Here is a 23,672-nt window from a genome sequence, read left to right as displayed (position 1 = left end):
TGCAATTCTCTACAGACCTATGCTGAAAAAATCGGTTTAGCCGGATTCAGCCTCAGTAATAGACAGAGGAAGCGACTATGCAGGCAAAACAACTGGCCGCGTTACTGGATGAGCCCGCTTGCAGCCATAACAGCAAAGCAAAGAGTGGTTGCACTCCGCCAAAACCCGGTGCGTCGGACGGTGGCTGTGCCTTTGACGGCGCCCAGATCGCCTTACTCCCTATTGCTGATGTGGCGCATATCGTCCATGGCTCCATCGCCTGTGCAGGCAGTTCCTGGGATAACCGCGGCACCCGTTCCTCCGGTCCAACGCTGTATCGTATCGGTATGACCACAGATCTGACTGAGCAGGATGTGATTATGGGTCAGGGTGAAAAACGCCTGTTTCACAGTATTGCCCAGGCGCTCAGGGACTATTCTCCCGCGGCGGTATTTGTCTATAACACCTGTGTCCCCGCCTTGATCGGCGATGACTTTGAAGCCGTCTGCCGCGCCGCCAGCACGCATTTCAGCCTGCCGGTGATACCGGTGGACTCGGCTGGATTCTACGGTACCAAAAACCTGGGCAACCGTCTGGCCGGAGAGGCCATGTTTAAGTACGTCATCGGTACCGCTGAACCGGAGCCCATAGCTGCTGAGGTTCAGCGCCCTGGCATACAGGTGCATGACATCAACCTGATCGGTGAATACAACATCGCCGGTGAATTCTGGCAGGTACTGCCGTTACTCGATGAACTGGGGCTGCGCATCCTTTGTACCCTGTCCGGTGATGCTCGCTTCCACCAGGTACAGACCATGCACCGCGCCGAAGCCAATATGGTCGTCTGTGCCAAGGCATTGTTGAACGTTGCCCGCAAAATGCAGGAGCACTATGGCATTCCCTGGTTTGAAGGCAGCTTCTATGGCGTAGAAGACACCTCTGATGCCCTGCGCAGCCTGGCGCATCTGCTTCAGGACCCTGACCTCACCCTGCGCACCGAACAACTGATTGCCCGTGAAGAGGCCCGTATCCACACCCTGCTTGCCCCCTGGCGAGAGCGCTTAAAGGGTAAGCGCGTGTTGTTGTATACCGGTGGGGTGAAATCCTGGTCCATAGTTTCTGCTTTGCAAGATCTGGGTATGGAAGTGGTGGCAACCGGTACCAAAAAATCTACCGAAGAAGACAAACAACGTATCCGCGACATCATGGGTGAGGATGCCCGCATGCTTGATGATGGCAGCCCAAGGGCGCTGCTGGATACCATCCGTGACTACCGTGCCGATATGCTGATTGCCGGGGGCCGTAACATGTATACCGCGCTGAAAGCCCGAATTCCTTTTCTGGACATCAATCAGGAGCGCGAGTTCGGCTATGCCGGTTATGACGGCATGCTGGAGCTGGCTCGCCAGCTCTCCCTGACGCTGGAGTCACCTATCTGGTCATCACTGAGAACACCGGCACCCTGGCAGACCCCGGTTAAAGGAGAGCAACATGGCCAAGATCATTAAACGCCAAAAACCCCTGGCAGTGAATCCACTCAAAGTCAGCCAACCCACCGGTGCAATTCTGGCGTTTCTTGGCATACGCCATGCGTTACCCATGCTGCACGGCTCACAGGGTTGCAGTGCCTTTGCCAAGGTGTTTTTTGTGCGCCACTTTCGTGAGCCTATCCCCCTGCAAACCACCGCCATGGACCAGACAACCACGGTCATGGGCGCTGATGACAATGTCTTTCAAGGGTTACGTACGGTGATCGAAAAGCGCCAGCCCGCCCTGATCGGCATTCCGACTACCGGCTTATCGGAAACCCAGGGCAGTGATATCCAGGGCCTGGTTAAACGCTTCTACCATCAACACCCTGAATACAGCAACACACCGATCATCCCGGTTGTCACACCAGATTACAGCGGTGGGCTGGAAAGCGGTTATGCCCTTGCGGTTGAAGCGCTGATCAGTCAACTGGTAGCCGATAATCCGGGGCACGCAGGTGAGCGCCCAGAGCAGATCAATCTGTTGGTATCCTCTATGCTGACGGCAGCTGACCTGGAGTATCTGCGTGATCTGGTAGAAAGCTTTTCCCTGCAGCCAGCCATCCTGCCCGATGTCGGTGATGCCCTGGATGGTCATCTGACCGAAGATGACTTTACGCCCCTAACCGTGGGCGGCACCCCGGTAGAAGCCTTTACCACCCTGGGGCAAGCCCGTGCCACCCTGGTTATAGGCCGCTCCCTGCATAAAGCTGCCGATCTGTTACACCAGCGCACCGGTGTTGAGGATTACCGCTTCGACAGTCTGATGGGACTAGACACCATGGATGCACTGGTGGAGACCCTGCGCCAACTCAGTGGACAAGCCGTCTCCGTAAGGCTGGAGCGTGAACGTAGCCAACTGCAAGACAGCCTGCTGGATACCCACTTTATGCTGGGCTTTGCTCGTTATGCCATTGCGGCCGATCCAGATCTACTCTATTCACTCAGCCAATTAATAATCAGTACTGGCGGGGAGGTTGTCGCGGCCGTCAGCCCGCATCACGCCGCACTGCTAGCCGATGTGCCAGTCAACGAGGTGTTTATCGGCGATTTGGAAGATCTGGAACAAACGGCCCGTAGCCATCAGGCACAACTGCTGATCAGTAACGCCCATGCGGCCGAGACAGCGGCCAGGCTGCACATTCCGTTAGTGCGAGCTGGCTGGCCGATCTATGACCGATTGGGTGCACAGCACCAGCTCTGGATCGGCTATCGCGGTACACGCAACACCCTGACGCTACTGGCTAATCAATTGCTGGAACAGGAGCATCAGCATGCCATCAAGCCCCACGTGTCCATCTATGCCACCCAAACCGCTTATGCCTATCAACCTATGACAGGGGAGGCTGACAATGCGTCACTTGAAGCTGATTAATCCAGCCAGATCCGACACCAGCCGATTGCAAATTGCGTTTGCCAGCAGTGATCGCTGCCAGGTTAACCAGCATTTCGGTGCGGCAGAAGCCTTTGTCATCTACAGCCTTAGCGCGGCGGATTATCGGGTGGCTGAAATCGCTGAATTTTCCGGCAATGACACCCTGAAAGACCAACAGGAAGGCAAGCTCGAAGCCAAGGTCAGACTGCTGCAAGGCTGTGCCGCAGTGTACTGTAATGCCGTAGGCGCCTCGGCGATTCGCCAACTGCTGGCCGCTGGTGTGCAGCCATTGAAAGTAGAGCAGGGTGAGCTGATCGAAGACCTGCTTAAACAGCTGATCGACGCCTGGCAGCAGTCTCCGCCCATCTGGCTGACTCGGGCGCTTCGTCAACAACATAACACCCTACCGGCCGATGAGCGCTTCTCAGCCATGCTCGCTGAAGGTTGGCAGGAGGATTGGCCATCATGCTGACAACGCAAGGAAAAATTGTACGCTCAGCAGACGGTCTGCTGGCGATGCAAGCTGATTGCCTGGAATCCTGCAAGACGTGCGGAGTCAACAAAATCTGTTCCGGTAGCCGACGTACCCAGCTGTTGAGCTTACCTGCAGCTCAACAAACCTGGAAAGAGGGGCAGCGAGTCCGTGCTGATGTTGAAGAAGGTGAACTGCTGCGCATAGCCCTGCTGGTCTACAGTCTGCCCTGTGTCACCATGCTGATCACGGCGCTGCTGGCATCCCCCTGGGGCAACCTGGCCACTGCTATCGGCTGCCTGACCGGCCTGGCAGGCGGCCTATTCATTAGCAGCCAGCTTGCTGTACGCAAACCGCCTCAGGTCCATCTTTTCCATGCAGATCAGGATACCCAACCCTTAGCTTACAACCCCCAACTTCTGGAGAAAGATTATGAGCCTCTGCGCTGAAGCAACCTTGCCCGACCACCCATTTATTGCCGAGATGATCCGTCAGACCCGAGCCTTTGACAGCTATGGCGTCAATGCGCAGCTCAATACCACTGAGTTGCTACAACCCTATATTGTCACCAAGGCACAGCGGCGTGAGATTCCCATCATCGGCGATCCGGATGAGGAGATTCTGGCCCGTCTGAAAGCTTATTACAGTGCCATCGCCATGCGTATTGAAGCCGGCTGCGGCATGATGGCGACCCCGCTGTTCAGCCTGTCACATGAAGGATTCGGTCGCGTCATCATCAGTGTGGGCAAACTGCTGGTGCTGGATCGCTCCCTGCGCGATGTACACCGCTTCGGATTTGAATCCATGGAAAGTCTGTGTGAGCAAGCTGAAACCCTGGTTGACAAAGCTCTGGAGCTGGTCCGAGCACATCCTGATGCTGCCACAGCCTGACCCTGGTAAATAAGGACGCCTGACAATGAATGAAAATGAGATAAAGACACTGGAAAAACAACTGCGCCGTGCACGTCGCATAGCCGGTGAACAGGCCATGGAGCTGCATGACCTGGTAGAGGATGGTCTGCCAGCGGCCTATGACAAGCTACCGGCACTCTCAGCCTCAACCTATGCCGCCTGTGAGGAGTGGGATAAAGCCCGACAAGCTTTGGAACAAGCTCAGCAGACAGAGGAGAGCAGGGTATGAATCCGATCACCGGCTTAACCCGGGGTGGCAGCACCTGGACACCTGAATTTGTTGTTCACCTAAATGAGGAAACCTGCATCGGCTGTGGGCGCTGCTACAAAGTCTGTCCTCGCGATGTTTTCACTCTGGAGGAACGTGAACCCGATGATGATGACGATATGGATGATGTGGTCAGTATCATGGTGATTGCCAACGCCGCTGACTGTATCGGCTGTGGCTCCTGCGCCCGGGTATGCCCGAAAAAATGCCACACCCATGAAGCCAGAGGTCTGGACTAGGTATAACACTGAATTAAGCGTGGTTTGCGGCCTCTACTGAAACTGGTAAGCTGCGCTGATTAGCCATCATTTCAGGAGCCTTAAATCCATGCTATCCAGCGTTGTAATCGAACCTAAAAAGCCAGCCGATAGCTGTGTCATCTGGCTACATGGCCTGGGAGCCAATGGTCATGACTTTGAACCTATCGTACCGGAGCTAGGGCTGCCTGACAGCCTGGCTACGCGGTTTATCTTTCCACATGCGCCAGAAATGCCAGTGACCATTAATGGCGGGATGGTGATGCCGGCCTGGTACGATATTCTGGAAATGAATATTGACCGCAAGGTCGACAGCGAACAACTGATCAAATCAGCCCAGGCCGTCACTCAACTGATTGAACAACAAATAGCCGCAGGCATAGCGCCAGAGCGCATTCTGCTAGCCGGTTTCTCGCAGGGAGGTGCTGTCGCCTACCACGCAGCCCTAACCTTCCCACACCAGCTTGCCGGGCTGCTGGCATTATCGACCTATTTTGCCACCGCCGAGCAGGTTCAGCATCGCCCCACCAACCAGGCCCTGCCTATCCTGATAATGCATGGCAGGCATGATGATATTGTTCCCGAAACGCTGGGCCAGAAAGCCCGTGACCTGCTGAGTGAAGCAGGATACCCGGTAGCCTATACCAGCTACCCTATGCAACATGCTGTTTGCCTGGAGCAAATTCGAGAAATAGGCCATTGGTTAGCTGAACGCCTGAAATCAGTCTAGACTGATCTGAAAGGGTGCACCGCAGGAACGACGGATAGGCTTGCGAGACATTTCAAACCTTTTGATTGATCCCTGATCCCAAGGAGGTGTCCGCCGTGAAAATTTTGAAGCTTGCTTGCTTGATTCAACTGCTGCTTTTCAGTGTAGCTTTATCAGCTGAAGAGTCCTTCCCGGCGCGCCCTTTGACCCTGCTAATCGGATTTGAACAGGGTGGATCCATGTCCACTCAGGGCAGCGTACTGGCTGAGGTGTTATCAGAACAACTCGGGCAACCTGTCAACATACAGTACCGACCAGGCATCGGTGGCGGGGCGGCTGCCGCGATGCTGGCGACAAGCCACGAGCAAGGTTACATGCTGCTGTTTACACCTTCCATGCCTTTTACCAACTATCCGCTAGAGATGCGTGCTTCATACGACTTAAACGATTTTGCATATATCGGCGCTTTTTCGAAAGATCAGCAGGCGTTGGTTACACGTCAGAGCAGCCCCTTCAGCAACTGGAGTGAATTCCTTGAGTATGCTCGTCAAGAAGGAGAAATCACCTTTGCTTCACAAACCCTGACCGATAGAAGAATCATGAACCATATTGCCAGACAGGAGGGATTTATTGCCCGAATAATACCTGTTACAGGAGGCAGCGCCATGGCCACCTTAGTAATGGCGGGTGATGTGGATATTGGCTTTAGTGGCGGCAGTCACTCTAAGTTCGTTGATGCGGGTAACATGCAACTCTTAGCTGGATTAGGAAACAGTCGGCTAAAACACTACGCCACTGTGCCTACGCTGAAAGAGCTAGGCTATGATTTACAGATGTCTTCAGTTCGTATGCTGGTTGTACCTGCCACAACACCACCATCTCAGCAGCAGATCCTGATTTCAGCGCTGCATAATGCGATTAGTGACCCGCGATTTATCTACGTGACTGAAGAGATTATTCATCAGCCCGTTCGTTATATGAGTGCAGAATCTCTCACGCAGTTTCTTCAACAGCAGCAAGCCTATTATCTTAGATTAACAGAACTAGAACCGTAACGTGACGCCGCATACCATTTCTGCCTATAATAAAACCTCAAAATATAAGCTAAAACAACGTGGAAAGTCGGGTTATGCGGATCTTGGGTAGTATATGACGGCAGTCAAACCATGGGCACTTACCTTCACAACCCGGATATCTCTGATTTTTGGTTTTCTCGGCCTGATGGCTCTGCTGGCAGCGAGTCTCTATTCTGCAAAATCAAGCGAAGTCCAGCTTCAGACTGAAATCAGCAATACACTTGAGCAACGTCACCGAACAGTTCAAAGCCTGATTGAAAACCGTCTTGATCTATTGAATGCCTATCTTGATGTAGCGTCTTTCAACCGCGTTTTTACATCACTGCTTACCGAGGACCCTGGTTTTGACTCAGTCACAGAGGACATGATTCTATTATTTCAGGATTCTGACCGTGGTGCCCTTCTGGATCTTTTTTTTCTGCTCAGCCCTGATGGCCAATTGCTTTTTGATGCCGGCATGCCACTCTACAGTGCAGATAAAATTATCGCTGAAATGGACTCACCTATTCTCTACACCTCAGAATGGAAGCCAGTAGGTTCGAATAACCTGTCTATTATCCGGTCTGTTCCCATATTTGACCCTTCAACCATCCAACTGCGTGGCTATATGGTCACAGGACTGGCAATAGGGCAGAACCGCTATTTTATTCAAGAGCTACTGAACATGGCTGACCTGGATGAAATCAGCATTCATGACAGTCAGAATAACACATTAATCCGCGCCAGCCGTCTCAACCGTCTTGATGAAAGCAGCTATTTAAACCCTATTGATCAGAACGAAATCACCGCCCATTGGCAAAGCCAGCCATTAATAATTGCCGGAGAAGCGACCCGCTTTTCGATTTCTCTGGCCCTAGCCTCTGAACGATTCACCCATCGGACCGAGCACTTCACCCGTTCATTTGTGTTGTTCGCCATAGGCTTCATTGTTCTTTTGGTCATCGCTGGCTGGCTCCTGCATATTAGTCATAACCGCGCTATCTCCCGGTTGCTCGAATTCATCAATGCCACCCAGAGGGGAATCAGAGGGAGTATTTTTCAAACCACCGGTATTGCAGAGTACAACCAGGTTGGCAATGCCATGCAATCAATGGTCAACGACCTGAATATTGCGGCGACTGTATTTGAATCTGGTGAAGGCATACTGGTTACTGATCACAACCGAATCATTCTCAAAGTCAACCAGGCGTTTACGCGCATAACGGGTTTTACGCCAGACGAAGTCACTGGCAAGAGCCTGAGCTGTATTAAAATCAAAGATGAAAACACAAGCTTTGATTTGATCAACGAAGCCTTGGAAAAGCACGGTGTATGGCAAGATGAAGTCTGGAGCCAGCGCAAGGGTGGCCTTGGTTTCCTGCAGTGGACCAGTATTTCGGCTGTTATCAACGATTATGACGGCTCCATCATCAACTATGTTGTCACCCTACTGGATGTAACCGACCGCAAGGAAGCTGAAATCCGTATACGGCAACTGGCTTTTTATGATCAGTTGACACTTCTGCCAAACAGGCAGTTGCTGATGGATCGTCTGGAGCATGCTCTGGAAAACAGCCACCGCCACAAGAGCATCGGCGGTATTCTATACCTCGACCTGGATGACTTTAAAACCCTGAATGATACGCGGGGCCATCACACCGGTGATCTGCTGCTGAAGCAGGTTGCCGAACGCTTATCTGCCGGTGTACGCCGAGCCGATACTGTGGCACGCCTCGGGGGTGACGAGTTTATTATTCTACTGGAAGAGCTGGGAGAGGAGATGGATCAGGCATCTGTGATGATCGATCATTTGTGCCAGAAACTATTACACTCCCTTTGCCAACCCTACCACTTCGAAAACCTCGAACACTTCAGTACCCTGAGCATTGGTGTCACCTTGTTTCGTGGCAAGGAAGAGAGTATTGACGAATTGTTAAAACAGGCGGATCTGGCCATGTACCAGGCCAAGGCTGCAGGACGCAACACCTTTCGTTTCTTCGATCCTGCCATGCAGATCCGTGTTACTGAGCATGCCACCTTGGCCAGGGATATACGTCAGGGCATTCAGCAGCAGGCTTTTTTCCTGGTGTATCAGCCACAGATCAGTCATCAAGGACAGGTATCCGGTGCTGAAATACTGCTACGCTGGCAACACCCGGAAAGAGGTATCGTCTCTCCCGTGGAGTTCATCCCAATAGCCGAAGAAACCGGCCTGATCCTGCCAATCGGGCAATGGGTGTTAGAGCAAGCCTGCAAGCAGCTGACAATCTGGGAAAAAGATCCTAGATGGCGCCACCTGGAGCTGGCCGTTAACATCAGTCCCAAACAGTTTCAGCAAACCAATTTTGTTAATCAGGTACTCAGCATTATTGAAAAGACTCAGTGCAATCCACACAGATTGAAGCTAGAAATCACTGAAAGTATGTTGCTTGAAGATATTGATGACACCATCACAAAGATGGACCTGCTGAAAGCCAGGGGTATCAGCTTTTCACTGGATGACTTTGGTACCGGGTATTCATCGCTGTCCTATCTGAAGCGTCTGCCTCTGGATCAGTTAAAGATCGACAAGTCGTTCGTCAGTGACATGCTGCATGATCAGCACCATGCTGACATAGCCAAAACCATTGTCTCCCTCGCCCGTAGCCTTGACCTGGCCGTTATTGCAGAAGGGGTGGAAACGGAAGAGCAAAGATCCATGCTGGAAGGCTTTGGTTGCTTCTCATATCAGGGATACCTGTTCAGCCACCCCTTAACTCTGGAAGCCTTTACCCGGCAGTTTTTATGATTAACATTGTCCTTTACCAACCTGAAATACCTCCCAACACAGGCAACGTAATACGATTGGCAGCTAACACAGGTTGCCATCTGCACCTTATCGAACCGCTAGGTTTTTCCATGGAAGAGAAGTCCCTACGTCGAGCAGGACTGGATTATCACGAATACGCTCAAGTGAAGGTCTGGCCAGACTTTGAAACCTTTTTGCAGCAAGCAACCCCGTCGCGCCTGTTTGCTTTGTCCACCAAGGGGAAGCAGCGCTACACCCAAGCCATATTTGAGCCGGGTGATTATCTGCTATTTGGCCCGGAAACCCGCGGCTTACCAGCTGAACTGTTGGAAATCTTAGCTCCAGACCATATTCTACGGCTCCCAATGCACCTCAATAGCCGCAGTCTTAACCTATCCAACAGTGTCGCTGTACTGGTATATGAAGCCTTACGGCAACAAGATTTTAAGGGATTAGCGTAGCTCAACTATGCCATTTATGACAATAGCATCTGGCACACATGGCATAAATGGCAGATAAACAGCTCATTGATGCCTGTATTCACCTACATCAATGCTATCATCTACTTTAAAGAAACAATAATATTCCTTATATATCAATTAATTGATTCAAAAAAAGCAACACAGAATAAAACTGGCACTCATTTTGCTCTACTCAAGTTAAATGCAAATACCTTGCACTTCAGGAGTAATTTATGAGCCATGCATCTGATGAAGCCTATGAAACTTTAGGGCTGATACCTTCTATTTTGTTGATCGTTGCTGCATTTCTGGTAGCCATTTTACCTTTAGCCTTTCAGATAGGCGTACTGGTCGTTTAACTCACCGTTTATTTAGCTGCAGTTGCAGGCACTTCATCCGGCCAAGCAAGCACCGATCTCACCCATCCCAAGTTATGCAGCAGCCTACTCAGTCACCTGAGTGGGCTTTTTTTATGTACAGGATGTACGGTATGCCGCGGGTGCATGGATGCACAGGAGCGGCGCATGTACAGGATGTACGGTATACCCAAAACACTCGCCCCGCTCGCGGGGCAGGCCCTGCCGCGGGTGCATGGATGCGTAAGAAAAATTAATACAAAAGGACCAACATCACCTCAGACTGAAATCTGATGACGAATAAAAAAGGGGGATAAAAATAATATCAGGGAGGGTATATCAACATTGGTGCAGATGGGGAGACTCGAACTCCCACGCCCGTGAAGGCACTAGCACCTGAAGCTAGCGTGTCTACCAATTCCACCACATCTGCAAATTCACTTTTAACTCACTACACCACCATAGATGGTGCAGATGGGGAGACTCGAACTCCCACGCCCGTGAAGGCACTAGCACCTGAAGCTAGCGTGTCTACCAATTCCACCACATCTGCGTCAAAAGTGGGGCGCATTATATCCAGCCCTTGGAGGCTTGTGAAGCCCCCTGGGTGAATAAAACTCAATCAATTGTTTAGGCAGCCAGCCATTTCTATAGCTAAAGCTCGCAAATAGTCGACATAGGCAGTTTTAGACGGAGCGATATCACGCGCCAACGGATCCAACACGCCCTGACCAACAGGGATACCGCGAGTAATCGATTCGACTACAGCGCTGGTAAACTGGGGTTCACTGAAGACACAGCTGGCCTTGTCATCCTGCAACTGCTGACGAATCTCAGCAAGATGGCGTGCACCCGGCTGCCTGGCGGGATCTACGGTAAAGTAGCCCAACTGATTCAAGCCATAGTGTCCAACAAAATGTCCGTAAGCATCATGAAAAACAAAAAAGCCTTTATCTTGAACCGGTTCGAACAGGGTTGTTAGCTCAGCATCCAGTTGTTCAATAGATAACTTGAACTCATCCAGATTGTCACGAAAGGCAACTTCATGCTCCGGCATGATGCTGACTAGCGCTTCGGTCATTTTCACCGCAATTTCAGCAGCATTATGTGGGTCTAACCAGATATGCGTATCATGGTTGTGCTCATCATGTGCATCACCATTATCGTGCTCTTCGTGGTCATGGTCATGGTCATGGTCATGGTCATGGTCATGGTCATGGTCATGGTCATGGTCATGGTCGTGGTCATGGTCGTGGTCGTGGTCGTGGTCGTGGTCGTGGTCGTGGTCGTGGTCGTGGTCGTGGTCGTGGTCGTCATCCTGATCATCGTCATGATCGGTGTAAAGTTCTACAACCCGAGCATTCGTACGCTGCAGAGGTCTGACCATGAACTGCTCCATCTCCGGCCCTACCCAGAAAATAACCTCAGCATCCGTTAGCATCTGCATATCAGATGGGCGCAGCGAGAAAGTATGTGGAGATGCATTGTCTGGCAGTAGCTGAGATGGCTCAAGCACACCATCAGTGACAGCCTTGGCTATCAGATGCAGAGGTTTTAGGGTACTAACAACCTGCTGCGCACTCAATTGCGTAGAAAAAAAGAGTGCGACGGCAAGTGGCAAACTACGGACTAACGTATTTAATTTTGGCATGATAGGTCCTGATCCCGTTTACTAACTGTTTAGGTTATAATATAACAAATAACCTCGGAACGCATCTGTCATGCCTGATAAGAATACAGCCTTTGTCTGTGCTAATGACCATCAGCACTGTATTGATGAAGCCATGTCATCCGCTAAAGCACTTTGCCGTGAGCAACAACTACGCCTGACGCCAGTCAGAGAACTGGTGCTGCGGTTAATCTGGCAAAACCATAAACCCCTGGGCGCTTATGATCTGCTACCCGCACTGGCTGACGCTGGTTTTAACTCAGCGCCCCCCACTGTTTATCGGGCATTGGAGTTTCTGCAAGAACAAGGCCTGGTGCATCGACTGGCTTCACTCAATGCTTATATGGGTTGTTCTCATCCTGGAAAACAACATTCCGGATGCTTCTTCATCTGCGAGCGCTGCCATCAGGCTCGTGAAGTCGATGCAACACCACTCCAGGCGGCGCTGAAGCAACAATCACAGAGCCTGGGCTTTTCCATTACCCGTGAAACTATTGAAGTACTGGGTATCTGTCCAGAATGCCAACAAGGAAGCCCTCAACCGCATGTCTAATCATGATCGCGATCTTGTGCGCCTAGAAGACATTTCTGTACGTTTTGCCCGGGAGGATGTGCTCAGTCATGTTTCCCTGACGCTACACGATGACTGCATCACCACCCTCATCGGCCCTAACGGAGCAGGCAAGACGACTCTAGTGCGTGTTGTGCTGGGATTAATCTCACCCAGCCAGGGTAGTTTATGGCGCACACCGGGGCTGAGAGTCGGGTATATGCCACAGAAGCTGCACATCGATCGAACCATGCCTCTCACAGTGAGGCGTTTTCTGAATATCGGCCTCAAACCTGATTCTGCCACTTTGGATATGACCCTGGACCAGGTCGGCGCACGACACCTGTTACAGCATTCATTTCACGATCTGTCCGGTGGAGAAACCCAACGCGTCATGCTAGCCAGAGCACTACTGCGCAATCCGCGTCTATTGGTCCTGGATGAGCCAGTGCAGGGTGTAGATGTTAACGGTCAAACGGAACTCTACCAGTTGATCAGTGCCATCCGGGAACAGCGCAAGTGCGGCATTCTGATGATCTCACACGACCTGCACCTGGTTATGTCGGCAACAGACCATGTGGTCTGCCTTAATCGTCACGTCTGCTGTTCCGGCCACCCGGAGCGGGTAAGCAATGATCCGACCTTTATTGAACTGTTTGGACGCAGCCAGGCGCAGGCTTTTGCTCTGTACAACCACCATCATGACCACCGCCATGACCGTCTGGATGCTGAACCCGAACTGCTAAAACCCACCACACCACCGGAGTCAAGCGATGCCTGAGTTTATTCTGATTGCCCTGGCGGGTGGTTTAGGCGTTGCGGCAATCACCGGACCTTTGGGCGCCTTCGTGGTCTGGCGGCGTATGGCTTACTTTGGTGACACCCTGGCCCATTCTGCCCTAATGGGTGTGGCCATGGGCTTTTTGTTCAGCATCAACCTGAATTTGGCGGTGATGGTTTGCTGCGTATTGCTGGCGGTTTTACTGGTAGCGATGCAAAAGCAACATCTGGTCGCCACTGACACGCTACTGGGTATCATGGCGCACAGCACTCTGTCGATTGGCCTGGTCGCTGTATCCTTACTGGACCATATCCGTATCGATCTGATGCAATATTTGTTTGGTGATCTGTTGGCGATTGCACCGTCTGATCTGCTGTGGGTTTATGGAGGAGGGCTATTGGTATTGTTTACTCTCTGGCGCCTGTGGCATCCACTCCTGGCGATTACCATCAATGAAGAGATGGCACGCGTCGAAGGGGTGAATGTTACTGCCACACGGCTAGCTCTGATGCTGATGATTGCACTGGTCATTGCCGTGGCCATGAAACTGGTTGGTATTTTGCTGATCACCTCACTACTGATCATCCCAGCGGCCGCGGCACGTCGCTTATCCAGCACGCCCGAACAGATGGCCTGCATAGCCTCGCTGCTAGGCATGGTCGCGGTAACTGGTGGCATCTGGGCTTCCTGGGTGTTTGACACACCAGCTGGCCCCTCGGTCGTGGTCACAGCTTTGGTAATTTTTCTGCTGCTCTACAGCCTGCCATTAAAGCGAGCCAGCCGCTGATGGCTTTTCATTACTGGCCAGATAGCGCCATCCACCGTCGCGTTTGGCAACTTGCCTGGCCAATGATGTTATCCAATATTACCGTGCCGTTACTAGGGTTAGTAGATACGGCGGTGATGGGTCATTTACCCGAGCCTCGCTACCTGGCTGCCATCGCCATAGGTGGAATGCTGTTTACCGTGGTTTACTGGAGTTTTGGCTTTTTACGTATGGGCACCACAGGACTCGTTGCGCAGGCCTTTGGGCGTGAGGACGGTAATGCCATTCGTAATTATCTTGCTCAATCCTTGCTGATCGCCTTTTTGTTAGGGTCGATTATATTTCTGTTACGCAACCCAATTACCGAACTCGCACTGGCACTGTCCGGCGCAACAGAAGCCGTAGTCACTGAAGCCCGTCACTATGCGCTTATCCGAGCCTGGGGCGCGCCCGCCGTACTCTGTAATTTTGTTCTACTGGGCTGGTTTGTCGGCAATCAGAACACCCGCATTCCGCTGTTACTCATGACCCTGACCAATCTGCTGAATATTGTTCTCAACCTGCTATTTGTATTTGGCTTGGGCATGCGCGCCGATGGCGTCGCACTGGGTACCGTGCTGGCAGAATACGCCAGCCTGGGGCTCGGGTTGTGGTTATGCCGTGGCCTGCTGATAAATACCGGCGGTCAGTTTGTTGCTCGACAATTACTGCGCTGGCGTGATTATGCCGCACTGTTTCACGTGAATCGTTACCTGTTTGTCCGCACCCTGTTGCTGCTGTTCTGCTTTGCTTTTTTTACAGCACAGGGTGCGCGTTTAGGCACGGATATCGTCGCAGCTAACGCGGTGCTACTAAATTTTCTGGTGCTTATATCCAATGCACTGGATGGCTTTGCACATGCGACGGAAGCTTTGGCAGGCAGAGCTCTGGGACGTCGTAAATCGAAAGATTTTTATCAACTGATTAGCGCAGCGACCCTCTGGTCATTGATATCAGCACTGGGGATGACTTTGTTTTTCTGGCTAGCCGGTGATTTTGTGATCTCATTACTCACCAGTATCGACAGCGTAAGAGAGCAGGCTGGCATTTACCTGCCCTGGTTGATCGCTATGCCACTGATAGCGGTTTGGAGTTACCTGCTCGATGGTGTTTTTATCGGTACCACTCAGGTAAAGGCGATGCAGAATACCATGCTGCTTTCGGTATTACTGGTCTTTCTGCCACTCTGGTGGCTTACCCAACCCTTAGCCAATCATGGCCTATGGATGGCTATGTGCGGTCTGTTTCTGGCCAGAGGCCTCAGCGGTGGATGGGTCTATGTGCAACTGACCCGTTATAACCGCTGGGGACTGGCGTAGTGGCAATCAGTCAGCGCTTTTACCTGGATTAAGGAATAACCTGATCGGCTCAGCTTTAACCGGCTCAGAGGCCTTGGCTTTAGCGCTGAGCCGGTCTTCTGGCTTGTCCTTGTGTACCCGTGTATCGATTTCCTGTGGCTCGGGTCGTCCATCCAGACGCAAGGAATCACTGAAACCGCAGGCGATACACTCGCGGTACTCACGCTCCTCATCCCGATGCATACGCACCGCATCCATCTTGCCGCACCGGGGACAGACAGCCCCGGCGATAAAACGTTTGGTTACCGACATACAGACCTCATGCTTTGGGTGTTATGCCATTGTGTCGCAGTAAAGCCTCGACACTGGGTTCACGTCCACGAAACGCCACAAATAGATTCATAGGCTCGTCCGAACCGCCTTTTTCCAGTATATGGGTACGGAAATCCTGTCCCGCGGCTTCGCTGAAAATACCTTCTTCTTCAAAACGGGAAAAGGCGTCAGCTGATAGCACTTCGGCCCATTTATAGCTGTAATAGCCCGCGGCATAGCCACCCGCAAAGATATGACTGAAACTATGCTGAAAGCGATTTTCAGGTGGAGGCGTCAGCACAGCGACTTGCTCACGCACCTGGTCTAATATGGCTTGAATAACCGTTTTACCCGGCTGGTATTCATGATGCAAACGGAAGTCGAACAAAGAAAACTCCAACTGGCGCACCATCATCATACCGGCTTGAAAATGCTTTGCCGCCAGCATTTTCTCTAACAGATCACCCGGAAGGGATTCACCGGTTTCATAATGCCCGGACATGAGCGCCAGACCTTCCGGTTCCCAGCACCAGTTTTCCAAAAACTGACTTGGCAGCTCGACGGCATCCCAGGCAACACCGTTGATGCCACTGACCTCGGCATAATCGATCTGCGTGAGCATATGATGCAGCCCATGCCCAAATTCATGGAACAGCGTGGTTACTTCATCGTGCGTCAACAGCGCCGGCTTCCCACCAACGGGGGGGTTAAAATTACACACCAGATAAGCCACTGGCAGTTGAACCTGACCATCGGCACAACGACGACGATCCCGGCAATCCGCCATCCAGGCACCACCGCGCTTATTGCTACGGGCAAAGGGATCCAGGTAGCAATAGGCTAAGGTTTTGCCATCACGGGATAAGCGCAAGAAACGCACATCTGGATGCCATGTATCGACGTTATCCTGCTCTTCTATGTGAATGTCGAACAAACGCGCTGCAACCGCAAACAAACCATCCAATACTTTGGGCAAGGGAAAATAGGGGCGTAACATCTGCTGAGAAAGCTGATAGCGTGACTGCTTAAGCTTTTCGGCATAATAAGCCACATCCCAGGGGTTGAGGCTTTCTACGCCATTTTGTTCGGCCGCAAAGGCTGTCAGCTCAGCCAGGTCCTGCTCAGCGACATGGCGGCTTTTAGTAGCAAGGTCTTCCAGAAAACCAATCACTTGATCGGGTGTATCAGCCATTTTCGTGGCCAGTGAGTAATCGGCATAGCTGTCATAACCAAGCAGCTGAGCCAACTCATGACGCAACACCAATATCTCTTCCATTACTGCCGAATTATCCCAACGACCGGCATTTGGACCTTGATCAGAGGCTCGGGTGGAATAGGCACGATAGAACTGCTCACGCACAGACGCCTGATCAGCATAGGTTATCACCGCATAGTAGGAAGGGAAGTCCAGCGTGATAACCCAGCCCTGCAAATCGCGACTGTGTGCAGCGCTGGCCGCCGCTTCAATGGCGTCCTCCGGCAAGCCTTGCAGCTCAGCCACATCAGTTGTGTGAAAGTACCAACCCTGGGTCGCATCCAACACGTTTTCGGAAAATTTATTGGTCAATTCAGATAAGCGCTGTTGAATTTCGGCATAGCGCTGCTGCTGATCGGGTGGCAACGCAATGCCGGATAAACGAAAATCCCGAAGGGTATTATCGATAACCTTTTTCTGTGCCGCGTCCAGACCAGCATAGTGTTCACTGGCAGCAAAGCGCTCATAAGCCTGAAACAAGCCTTTGTGCTGACCCATTTCAGTCCAGTAGGCAGACAGCTTGGGCAGGCAACGGTTGTAGACTTCACGCAGCTCATCAGAGTTCATCACACCGTTCAGATGGGAAGCGATGGACCAGGCATAGGAGAGTCGATCCGATCCTTCTTCCAGGGTCGCTACCAGTGACTGCCAGTCATGAGTCTGCTGTGCGGCTGTCAGAGCCGCCACATCCGCACGGTTTTGCGCCAGAATTGCATCGATAGCCGGTTCAATATGCGCCACCTCGATGTTACTGAATGGGGGTAGCTGAGTGGGTTGGAGCAAAGGGTTGTGCATATTTGGGCCTCTTCAAGGTTATTCTCGACAGACACTAAGCGCCTGACTGAACCGCTGTCGCTGATCTGTTATACAATGGGGAAGTGTACGTCACTTTTCAACCGATCCGGAGTTTTATCCATGCATATACGTGAGTATCAGGGCAAACGACCGCAATTGGGCAAGGCCGTTTTTATCGACCCAAGCGCCGTAGTACTGGGTGATGTGGAAATCGGCGATGACTCTTCAGTCTGGCCACTGACGGTAATACGAGGTGATATGAATCATATACGTATTGGGCGCTGTAGCAGCATTCAAGATGGTTCTGTGTTGCATATCACCCATGCTGGCCCCTTCAACCCTGACGGTTATCCGTTGATCGTGGGGGACGAGGTTACCGTGGGGCATCAGGTCACCTTACATGGTTGTTGTATCGGTAATCGCGTGCTGGTCGGCATGGGTAGCCTGATAATGGATGGTGCGGTAGTTGAGGATGAGGTGGTCATCGGGGCGGGCAGTTTGGTGCCACCCGGAAAAACACTGCAAAGCGGTTATCTCTATGTCGGCCGACCGGTAAAACAGGTACGCCCACTAACTGATAAAGAGCGTAACTTCTTCAGCTACAGTGCAGACAACTATCGAAAGCTAAAAGACACCCATATGCAAGAGTCCTGGAGCAAGTAAGTGCTCACAAGCCAAGCAACAACCAGATAAGTGGCAGGAACAGGGCCGTAAATAATCCAGTCAGCCCCATTCCCAGTGATGCAAAGGCACCAGCGGTGGGGCTGATTTCAAAAGCTCGAACTGTGCCGATTGCATGACCGTTGATACCCAGGGCAAAGCCTATCACCCGATGATCTTCAATCTTTAGCCAGTTGCTGATCAGATTAACCCAGAGGGTAGCCATAACGCCGGTTATCAATAAGGCGCCCATCAGAATAGGAATGGAACCACCCATTTGTTCAGTAATACCCATGGCAATCGGTGCGGTTACAGACTTAGGGGCTAAAGAGGCCAATACCTCAGGTGAAGCACCCGCCAGCCAACCCAGCAGCAGTGCATAGAGTGCCGCCAGCGTAGCCGCCGGAGGCAAAGTAAACAGTATCGGCTTCCATAGTGCGCGGATATGGTGGATCTGCTGAAATAAAGGCACACCAAGAGCAACCGTGGCAGGACCCAACAACAGCACAAGCCAGCCAGCACCAGCTTGATAAACGCGATAATCGATCTGCAATACCACCAGCATCAACACCACAAACAGCGCCGCAAGCAGTATGCCGGGGCACCAGGTCGGCCGTCCCATCTTCTGAAACAGCCAGTTTCCGGCAAAAAAAGCGCTCAGCGTTATGGCAATAGCCGCTATGGGTGTTGCGGTTAAATGATCCCGTAACATTACCAACCCATGCATAAATTCAGGCATCATCGGTCTCCGGTCTCTTTGTCGCCGGCATTAACCGAGACATCAACCACAGGGTGGTCAAGACACTCAGCATTGTCCCCACCACCAGTGCCAGTAGGGCGGCTAGCCAGTACTGAGCATAATCACCCACGACAAAAAACACCCCCACCACACCCGGCATAATTAGCATTGCCAAGAGCGCAATCAGCGGCTGACTCACAGCAGCCAGGTCATTCTGCATTCGACCACGCATCAGCAGCCATAGAGTAACCATAAGCATCCCGATAACACCCGGTGACACAGGCAACTCTAAGCTGGTTACTATCACATCGCCCAACAGCAAGAACAATAAAAGGATTAAAAAACCTTTAATGACAGTCATTTATCAAACCATTCTTTTTCAGGGCTTGGCCTTGGCGATTTCTCGCAGACGTTTAACCACCAAGGCGTTAATACTGCGTTGCGTGAAGTGGCCATCGGTTTTCAGTTGCCCCGCTTTACGCCCCATGAGCAATTCCAGACATTGATCAACATGACTAACGGCATGTATAGAAAAATCACCCGCATTGACGGCTTCAACGACATCTTTTTTCAGCATCAGGTTGCGCACATTGGCACGTGGGATAATAACGCCCTGACTGCCAGTCAGTCCGCGCATGTTACAAAGCTGGAAGAAACCCTCGATTTTCTCATTAACCCCGCCAATCGCCTGTACTTCACCATACTGGTTAATTGAACCGGTCGTGGCGAAGTGTTGATAGATCGGGATTCTTGTCAGCGCTGAAATCAAAGTGCATATTTCAGCCAATGACGCACTGTCACCATCGATATAGCCGTAAGACTGCTCCATGGCAATACTGGCGGACAAGGTCATGGGGAAATCATGCGCATATTGGTGACCCAGATAGCCAGACAGGATCAACACGCCTTTGGAGTGGATCGGCTGGCCCAGAGTCACTTCTCGTTCTATATCCACTATGCCCTTGTTGCCAGGGTTCACTGTAGCGGTAATGCGGGCCGGGGTTCCAAAAGACACATCACCGACTTGCAGTACACTCAAGCCATTAGCACAACCAACGGCACTGCCATCGGTATCAATCAACACCGTGCGGTTAAGAATACTTTCGAGAATTTTTTCTGACAGGCGGCCTGTGCGACGCTCTTTACCCTGCAGGGCCATTTCAACATGCGCAGAGCTGATCAGCTCATCACCTCGCTGGCGACGGCGGAAATCAGCCTCACACAGCAGGTCAACCAATTCGCCGATATGAGCAGAAAGCATCTCCTGATCTTCGGCCATACGTGAGCTGTGCTCTGTCAGGCGTGCTACCGCTTCGCGTTTCAGCGGCGCCAGGCCTTCCTCCATAGCCAGCGTTTTCATCAAGCGGGCATAATTACGCACACTCGCAGGTGAGCGTTTCACATCCTCGTCAAAATCCACCACCACACGGAACATCTTTTCAAAATCATGATCCAGTTCCTGCAACAAGTAGTAGATATCACGACCGCCGACCAATACCACTTTAACCTTCAATGGAATAGGCTGTGGATTCAGCGTAATGGTACTCACGCCAGTATATTCACTGACCGGATTTTCAATGCGGATATCATGGGATTTCAGTGCACGCTTCAATGCACTGTAGACAAAGGGTTGTTCCAGCAGCTTTTCAGCTTCCAACAGCAGATAACCACCATTGGCTCTATGCAGAGCACCTGGACGAATCAGAGTGTAGTTGGTGACCAAAGCCCCCATTTCACTGTTATATTCAACTCGTCCAAACAGATTTTCATAGCTGGGGTGGGCTTCATAGACCACTGGAGCACCCTTAGTCTTATGATTGTCCACCAACAGGTTAATGCCGTAATTCTCTTCCAGAAACTGCTGGCGCATCTGGTCTGTCTTAATCTCGATACCACGCTCATCACCGACGATTTCAGCGACATTTTTGATCAGGTCTTTTTCAAAATAACCCAGATACTTAAGGATGCTGGCATGATGAACATAGCGGTCACGCAGTTGTGCAAACAGTGGCAGAATAGATTTACGCGCCGTATCACTGTCTAATTGACGTAACTCCGCCGCCGCTTCACGGCGCCACTTGGGAAGCTCTGTCAGGCCTTCATTGAGCTGATCTTCCAGATCAGAGATATTGGTCTGAATAACTTCGCGCTCGTTTTCTGGAAGCTGAGAAAAAGCCGCCTCATCCATCGCCTGGCCCTCAGCCAGAGGAGTAAAACCGATTGTGCCGGCATCACGATATACAGCAATGTTCACATCACGTGCCTTACGCTCGACCTGATCCACAGCTTGATCATAACGGCGGGTAAAGTCACGCTCGATACGGCTTTTAATCCGCTGATAGCCCGGGCTTTCAAAGGCGGCAGGTAATTCAGTTTGCAAGGTTTCGAACAGCGTCTCGATATCTTTCTTCAGCTGCATCGCCTTGCCAGCAGGAAGCTGCAATACCACCGGATAACGAGAGTCGGAAAGGTTGTTCAGATAACACCAGTCAGAAGGCTTATGCTCCTTTTTGGCATAGGTTTTAAGATTTTCCATGGCAAAAGAAAAGCGGCCAGTATGCGGGTTGCCCATCACAAACAGGTTGTAACCATGGCGCTGCATGCTGATCCCGAAGTCCATCGCCTCAATGGCACGCTCCTGACCGAAAAAGCCGTTAAACGGCTCAATTGAGTCTGTGGTCAGAAAAGGCAAGTCTTTTGGGTCACAGATTTTGTACAGCTGATCGGTACTCAGTAAAGTCGAATCTGTCATAAATCCTATCCAAAGACGGCAGAGTGATAATCGGGTTATAACGTTTATTGACCCCGAGTTGCAACATTTGTTGTAACTTGTATTGAATGTCCTGAGCCAGTGCAGTCGTTTATTGCTGCGCTAGGCTCTGGCGTAATAGTGCAATGACAGGTGCGGTATCAGGACGTCGATCACGCCAGCGGTAAAAAGCCTCCGCTGCCTGTTCAACCAGCATCCCCAAACCATCTACAACACGTGTAGCTCCCTGCTCGGATGCCCAGCGGCAAAAGGGGGTCTGCTTGGCAGCATACATCATGTCATAACAAAGTGTGTGAGCACTCACTACCTCTTTAGACAAGGGAGGAAGATCTCCCTGCAAGCTTGCAGAGGTTCCATTGATAATCACATCAAAAGCTTTAGCAGGTATTTCAGCATAACCACAGGCCTGAAGCATTACGGATGGGCCTGCAGCTTCTGCAAAATGTTTTGCCAGCTGTTGTGCTTTCTCCGGAGTACGATTGGCAATGATCAGCTCCCTGCAGCCAGCCTCCAGTAAGGGCTGGATAACGCCACGAACCGCGCCACCGGCACCCAATAATAGAATAGAAGTTCCTTTCAATGAGCAACCAAGATTCTGGGTTAGATCATTTACCAGCCCCAATCCATCGGTATTATCACCACACAGCTGACCTTGATCATCACGCCACAGCGTATTCACCGCACCGGCCAGAGCAGCGCGAGGTGTTTTTACCTCAGCCAGTTGCCAGGCGACCTCTTTAAACGGCACGGTTATGTTCAGCCCCTTACCTCGCCCCTGCAAAAAAGTATCGACTTGTTGAGCAAAGGACTCAGGTTCAACTTGAGTGGCTACATAGTGCATGGATTGCTGCTGCTGACGGGCAAAACAGGCATGAATAAACGGTGACTGACTATGTGCTACAGGCTTACCGAATACAGCATATTGATCAATCATGAACACCCCTCTAACCAATCCCGTGGACGTAAAAATTTTTCATAGAGACGCGCCTCATCAGAACCAGGCTCAGGAGACCAATCGTAACTCCAGCGCACTTCCGGAGGCAGGGACATCAGAATCGACTCAGTGCGCCCCCCCGACTGCAGTCCGAACAGCGTACCGCGATCATAGACCAGATTAAACTCAACATAGCGACCACGACGGTGCAGCTGAAAATCGCGTTGTGTCTCTGTCCAGGGCAGATCCCGGCGCTTTTCCACAATGGGTCGATAGGCTTCAATATAGGCATCGCCAATCGATCGCATCAAAGCAAAGCTAGTTTCAAAGTCCGGTGTATTCAAATCATCAAAAAACAAGCCACCGATGCCCCGCGGCTCGTCACGGTGTTTCAGATAGAAATACTCGTCACACCACTGCTTGTAACGCGGGTAAACAGTCTCACCAAACGGATCACAAGCCGCTTTAGCGACCTGATGCCAATGTACACAATCTTCTTCAACGCCATAGTAGGGGGTTAAATCAAAACCGCCACCAAACCACCAGACCGGCGGCTCCCCCGGCTTTTCGGCAATAAAAAAGCGCACATTGGCATGCGAGGTTGGAATATGTGGGTTGTGCGGGTGTATCACCAACGACACACCCATCGCTTGAAAGTTACGCCCAGCTAATTCGGGTCGGTGCGCCGTTGCCGAAGCGGGGAGTCCTGTGCCAAATACATGCGAGAAATTCACCCCACCTTTTTCAATCAGATTACCCTGAGCCAGAACCCGACTACGGCCACCACCGCCAGCCTCTCGCTGCCAACTATCTTCAACAAACGCCTGGCCATCTAATTCCGACAGGGTTTCACAGATACGATCCTGCAACGTCAGAAGGTAGGTTTTAACCTGTTCGATATCAGGCTGTTTCATTAAGGCTCCCGAATATACTGAAGTAAGTG

The 23,672-nt window shown here is 51.5% G+C and carries 25 protein-coding genes and 2 tRNA genes; 17 read left to right on the top strand and 10 right to left on the bottom strand.

Annotated elements, in window-relative coordinates:
• The first annotated feature begins 77 nt into the window (after window positions 1-77).
• From nifE to ACN0R1_RS09640, 12 genes are all read left to right on the top strand, one after another.
• Window positions 78-1,487, top strand: coding sequence for a nitrogenase iron-molybdenum cofactor biosynthesis protein NifE (nifE, locus tag ACN0R1_RS09695; RefSeq protein ID WP_417582274.1), 1,410 nt, complete (start codon window positions 78-80; stop codon window positions 1,485-1,487).
• Window positions 1,471-2,883, top strand: a complete 1,413-nt coding sequence (gene nifN / locus ACN0R1_RS09690; RefSeq protein ID WP_417582272.1) for a nitrogenase iron-molybdenum cofactor biosynthesis protein NifN — start codon at window positions 1,471-1,473, stop codon at window positions 2,881-2,883. The genes nifE and nifN overlap by 17 nt, the downstream gene beginning before the upstream one ends.
• Window positions 2,861-3,355, top strand: a complete 495-nt coding sequence (locus ACN0R1_RS09685) for a NifB/NifX family molybdenum-iron cluster-binding protein (protein ID WP_417582270.1) — start codon at window positions 2,861-2,863, stop codon at window positions 3,353-3,355. The genes nifN and ACN0R1_RS09685 overlap by 23 nt, the downstream gene beginning before the upstream one ends.
• Window positions 3,349-3,804, top strand: a complete 456-nt coding sequence (locus ACN0R1_RS09680) for a SoxR reducing system RseC family protein (RefSeq protein ID WP_417582268.1) — start codon at window positions 3,349-3,351, stop codon at window positions 3,802-3,804. Before ACN0R1_RS09685 ends, ACN0R1_RS09680 begins: the two co-directional genes overlap by 7 nt.
• Window positions 3,788-4,246 (top strand): NifX-associated nitrogen fixation protein, encoded by a 459-nt coding sequence (locus tag ACN0R1_RS09675; RefSeq protein ID WP_417582266.1) that lies wholly within the window; start codon window positions 3,788-3,790, stop codon window positions 4,244-4,246. Before ACN0R1_RS09680 ends, ACN0R1_RS09675 begins: the two co-directional genes overlap by 17 nt.
• A 25-nt stretch (window positions 4,247-4,271) precedes the next feature.
• A complete protein-coding gene (locus tag ACN0R1_RS09670) occupies window positions 4,272-4,496 on the top strand; it encodes a CCE_0567 family metalloprotein (protein ID WP_417582264.1) in 225 nt (74 codons plus the stop codon).
• Entirely contained in the window at window positions 4,493-4,774 is a 282-nt protein-coding gene (gene fdxB / locus ACN0R1_RS09665) for a ferredoxin III, nif-specific (protein ID WP_417582262.1), read from the top strand. The genes ACN0R1_RS09670 and fdxB overlap by 4 nt, the downstream gene beginning before the upstream one ends.
• Window positions 4,775-4,862: 88 nt before the next feature.
• On the top strand, window positions 4,863-5,522 hold the full coding sequence (locus ACN0R1_RS09660) for an alpha/beta hydrolase (protein ID WP_417582260.1): 660 nt from the start codon (window positions 4,863-4,865) through the stop codon (window positions 5,520-5,522).
• Window positions 5,523-5,617: 95 nt separating this feature from the next.
• Window positions 5,618-6,556 carry a tripartite tricarboxylate transporter substrate binding protein gene (locus tag ACN0R1_RS09655; RefSeq protein ID WP_417582258.1) on the top strand — a complete coding sequence of 313 codons (939 nt, stop codon included), beginning with the start codon at window positions 5,618-5,620 and terminating at the stop codon, window positions 6,554-6,556.
• A 94-nt stretch (window positions 6,557-6,650) separates the two neighbouring features.
• Complete coding sequence (locus tag ACN0R1_RS09650; RefSeq protein ID WP_417582256.1) at window positions 6,651-9,344, top strand: EAL domain-containing protein; 2,694 nt, start codon at window positions 6,651-6,653, stop codon at window positions 9,342-9,344.
• Entirely contained in the window at window positions 9,341-9,805 is a 465-nt protein-coding gene (gene trmL / locus ACN0R1_RS09645; protein WP_417582254.1) for a tRNA (uridine(34)/cytosine(34)/5-carboxymethylaminomethyluridine(34)-2'-O)-methyltransferase TrmL, read from the top strand. Before ACN0R1_RS09650 ends, trmL begins: the two co-directional genes overlap by 4 nt.
• 233 nt (window positions 9,806-10,038) lie before the next feature.
• Window positions 10,039-10,164: a hypothetical protein gene (locus tag ACN0R1_RS09640; RefSeq protein WP_417582252.1), complete on the top strand. Its 126-nt coding sequence runs from the start codon at window positions 10,039-10,041 to the stop codon at window positions 10,162-10,164.
• Window positions 10,165-10,507: 343 nt separating this feature from the next.
• Here ACN0R1_RS09640 and ACN0R1_RS09635 read toward each other — a convergent pair.
• From ACN0R1_RS09635 to ACN0R1_RS09625, 3 genes are all read right to left on the bottom strand, one after another.
• Window positions 10,508-10,594: transfer RNA gene (locus tag ACN0R1_RS09635), tRNA-Leu, on the bottom strand.
• A 33-nt stretch (window positions 10,595-10,627) separates the two neighbouring features.
• A tRNA-Leu gene (locus tag ACN0R1_RS09630) sits at window positions 10,628-10,714 on the bottom strand.
• A 69-nt stretch (window positions 10,715-10,783) separates the two neighbouring features.
• Window positions 10,784-11,812 (bottom strand): zinc ABC transporter substrate-binding protein, encoded by a 1,029-nt coding sequence (locus ACN0R1_RS09625; RefSeq protein ID WP_417582250.1) that lies wholly within the window; start codon window positions 11,810-11,812, stop codon window positions 10,784-10,786.
• Window positions 11,813-11,882: 70 nt separating this feature from the next.
• On the opposite strand from ACN0R1_RS09625, the gene ACN0R1_RS09620 reads away from it, so the two are divergent.
• Genes ACN0R1_RS09620 through ACN0R1_RS09605 form a run of 4 tightly spaced genes read left to right on the top strand, consistent with a single transcriptional unit; the run spans window position 11,883 to window position 15,285 of the window.
• The gene (locus ACN0R1_RS09620) at window positions 11,883-12,383 is read left to right on the top strand and encodes a Fur family transcriptional regulator (protein ID WP_417582248.1); all 501 of its coding nucleotides are present in this window, start codon (window positions 11,883-11,885) and stop codon (window positions 12,381-12,383) included.
• Window positions 12,376-13,161 carry a zinc ABC transporter ATP-binding protein ZnuC gene (gene znuC / locus ACN0R1_RS09615; protein WP_417582246.1) on the top strand — a complete coding sequence of 262 codons (786 nt, stop codon included), beginning with the start codon at window positions 12,376-12,378 and terminating at the stop codon, window positions 13,159-13,161. The genes ACN0R1_RS09620 and znuC overlap by 8 nt, the downstream gene beginning before the upstream one ends.
• On the top strand, window positions 13,154-13,948 hold the full coding sequence (znuB, locus tag ACN0R1_RS09610; RefSeq protein ID WP_417582244.1) for a zinc ABC transporter permease subunit ZnuB: 795 nt from the start codon (window positions 13,154-13,156) through the stop codon (window positions 13,946-13,948). The genes znuC and znuB overlap by 8 nt, the downstream gene beginning before the upstream one ends.
• Window positions 13,948-15,285: an MATE family efflux transporter gene (locus tag ACN0R1_RS09605; RefSeq protein WP_417582242.1), complete on the top strand. Its 1,338-nt coding sequence runs from the start codon at window positions 13,948-13,950 to the stop codon at window positions 15,283-15,285. The genes znuB and ACN0R1_RS09605 overlap by 1 nt, the downstream gene beginning before the upstream one ends.
• Window positions 15,286-15,291: 6 nt before the next feature.
• On the opposite strand, the gene ACN0R1_RS09600 is transcribed toward ACN0R1_RS09605, so the two are convergent.
• Together ACN0R1_RS09600 and prlC are read right to left on the bottom strand one after the other, a co-directional pair.
• Entirely contained in the window at window positions 15,292-15,576 is a 285-nt protein-coding gene (locus ACN0R1_RS09600) for a YheV family putative zinc ribbon protein (RefSeq protein WP_417582240.1), read from the bottom strand.
• A 7-nt stretch (window positions 15,577-15,583) separates the two neighbouring features.
• Complete coding sequence (gene prlC / locus ACN0R1_RS09595; RefSeq protein WP_417582238.1) at window positions 15,584-17,626, bottom strand: oligopeptidase A; 2,043 nt, start codon at window positions 17,624-17,626, stop codon at window positions 15,584-15,586.
• Between the two features lie 120 nt (window positions 17,627-17,746).
• Here prlC and ACN0R1_RS09590 point away from each other — a divergent pair, with 120 nt between their 5' ends.
• Complete coding sequence (locus tag ACN0R1_RS09590; RefSeq protein ID WP_417582236.1) at window positions 17,747-18,289, top strand: gamma carbonic anhydrase family protein; 543 nt, start codon at window positions 17,747-17,749, stop codon at window positions 18,287-18,289.
• A gap of 4 nt (window positions 18,290-18,293) precedes the next feature.
• On the opposite strand, the gene ACN0R1_RS09585 is transcribed toward ACN0R1_RS09590, so the two are convergent.
• The 5 genes from ACN0R1_RS09585 to hemF all read right to left on the bottom strand — a co-directional run bounded on the left by ACN0R1_RS09585 (window position 18,294) and on the right by hemF (window position 23,643).
• On the bottom strand, window positions 18,294-19,025 hold the full coding sequence (locus ACN0R1_RS09585) for an LrgB family protein (RefSeq protein ID WP_417582234.1): 732 nt from the start codon (window positions 19,023-19,025) through the stop codon (window positions 18,294-18,296).
• Window positions 19,018-19,386: a CidA/LrgA family protein gene (locus ACN0R1_RS09580; RefSeq protein WP_417582232.1), complete on the bottom strand. Its 369-nt coding sequence runs from the start codon at window positions 19,384-19,386 to the stop codon at window positions 19,018-19,020. Before ACN0R1_RS09580 ends, ACN0R1_RS09585 begins: the two co-directional genes overlap by 8 nt.
• Before the next feature lie 18 nt (window positions 19,387-19,404).
• Window positions 19,405-21,777, bottom strand: coding sequence for a Lon protease family protein (locus ACN0R1_RS09575; protein WP_417582230.1), 2,373 nt, complete (start codon window positions 21,775-21,777; stop codon window positions 19,405-19,407).
• Window positions 21,778-21,886: 109 nt separating this feature from the next.
• Window positions 21,887-22,729, bottom strand: a complete 843-nt coding sequence (aroE, locus tag ACN0R1_RS09570; protein ID WP_417582228.1) for a shikimate dehydrogenase — start codon at window positions 22,727-22,729, stop codon at window positions 21,887-21,889.
• Window positions 22,726-23,643: an oxygen-dependent coproporphyrinogen oxidase gene (hemF, locus tag ACN0R1_RS09565; RefSeq protein WP_417582226.1), complete on the bottom strand. Its 918-nt coding sequence runs from the start codon at window positions 23,641-23,643 to the stop codon at window positions 22,726-22,728. Before hemF ends, aroE begins: the two co-directional genes overlap by 4 nt.
• Window positions 23,644-23,672: the final 29 nt, after the last annotated feature.

Origin of the sequence: Nitrincola sp., from assembly GCF_048264025.1 — a bacterium.
Lineage (GTDB): Bacteria > Pseudomonadota > Gammaproteobacteria > Pseudomonadales > Balneatricaceae > Nitrincola.
Note: the sequence above shows the minus strand (reverse complement) of the source record. Positions and strands in the feature narration are given on the sequence as shown.